The following is a 1,964-nucleotide window of genomic DNA, read 5'->3' on the forward strand; positions in this document are numbered from 1 at the left end:
AGCTGTTATGCTTGATAGTATTGTTTGCTTGGTTATGGTGTTTTGTTTGTCTTGGGTAAAATTTGAGTTAATACTTGATAGCTTTGCATTCTCATAACTTACTAGGTTGTTTGATATGGCTTTTGGGTTTGGATTTGTGCTTTGTGTTTTTTCTCCACTAAATCCCATACCAGCTGCTATACTTGTTGATTTAGAGTTTGATGTATAGCTATCTCTTTGGCTTTGTAAGATTAAATTATTGCCTACATTGATATTTGCAGTATTATTGGCTCTTAGATTAGCTCCTTTTATGGTTGTGTTGTTTGTGGTGTTGATGTTTAGGTTGTTATGTGCTAGTAGTTGAGTATTGTTATGTGTTAGGTTTTCTTTATCTAAATTTGATTGTGAGTAGTTTAGACCTAAGCTACCTCCACCTCCACCATACATAGTCATCTTAACACTTCCACTTAGCTCTTTGGTTTTAGAGTCTGCTTTGTAGGTATCTTGGCTTGAGTTAATGTTTAGATCATTTGTATCTATGTCTATATTATTATTTGCTATTAAATTTGAGCCGGTTATGTTTGTGCTTGTATCTTTATCTTTGTTGGTTGAAATTTTAATATTGTTTGCATTTAGGTTTGAAGATATAGATGTAGTTTGTGTTGTATTAGATCTAGTGTTACTACCTTTTATATCACCAGCCATGCCTATGCTAAAGCCAAATGTGCCTGAGCTGGATAAAGCTGCTGCACTTTGGCTTATTAGGGCTGTGGTTTTAGAGGCTACATTTGTAGTTGCTAGGGCAATATTTGCTATATAGTATTTTTCTTCATCTTTTATATTATCTATTATATCTGTTAGATCCTCTATATCAGAGTAGTCTATACCTATCTCTTTATCTTTGTATCTTTGTTTTAGTTCATTTAGCTTACTCTCTAGGCTTGATTTTTCTTGTTTGTAGATCTCATACTCTTTTTTTACACTATTTAGTTGCTTTATAGCTTCTTGTAAAGCTATGGCAGCTGGAGCTATCTGGGCGTATTCGTTTTGCACAGTAAGAGATAGAGCAGCTTTAGCCTCTTTTAGAGTGGAAGCTGTATCTATGGTATCAGTAGAGTTTGATATATAAATGTTGCCACTATTTGAATGTAGGGTTATATCCTCTTTAGTATTTATATCAGCCCCTGTGATAGTGATATCTTCATTAGTGATAATGTTTAAATTTTTAGCTTGTAGGTTTGAGCTTATGCTTTTGGTGGATGAGATGTTGTTTGTAGCTTTTTCATAAGTTGCATCAGCTAGGCGGATCTTGGCTGATGTATCTTTTTTAAGTTCTGATAGAGATTTTGGTTTGGCTTGTTTTAAAATATCTTGTATATGAGCTATATTAACACTAGTTTTTTTATCTATGTTGTAGCTTTCATGCGTATTAGTAGCGTTTAAGATGGTGGCAGTGTTTGCTTTTATGTTAGTATCTTGATCTGATTTAATGTTGGCTGTAATGATGGCATTGTTTGCATGTATATTAATATCTTCAAATGCTTTGATGTTTGATAGTTTTGATAAACCATCAAGGCTTCCTTTTTGATTCTCTTGGGCTTTGTAAATTTCTCCCCCATTTGTTCCTAGTGTGCCAACATATGTTAATATACCAAGCAGATTAAAACTACTTTTTTTATAAACACTTACCTCTTTAACCTGCTCTTTGGCTGCTATGATATTTATATCATTATCTGCATTTAGGTTTAATACCTTTGCGCTTGATATATCTGATGAGATGATGTTTATATTATTTGTAGCATTTAGGTTAATGTCGCCTGTGCTTGTGCTTAAAGATGAGCTTTGTAAATTTGCCTTTGCAAGAGAGTGCATATCAAGGCTTTTTTTAAGCCCTCCCCAGTTTGATTTGCTAGTATGTGAATAATCTAGACTCTCATATACTGCTGGATTTAGGTTAATATCCTTTGCATCTATATTTATCTCAT

Annotated in this window: 1 protein-coding gene; it reads right to left on the reverse strand. The window is 33.4% G+C overall.

The annotated features are described in order from the left end of the window. Positions 1–1,964, reverse strand: a 1,964-nt coding sequence (locus U5B17_RS09585) for a hemagglutinin repeat-containing protein (protein ID WP_430805125.1), incomplete at both ends; no start/stop codon positions are given.

Origin of the sequence: Campylobacter australis, from assembly GCF_050586305.1 — a bacterium.
Classification (GTDB): Bacteria; Campylobacterota; Campylobacteria; order Campylobacterales; family Campylobacteraceae; genus Campylobacter_A.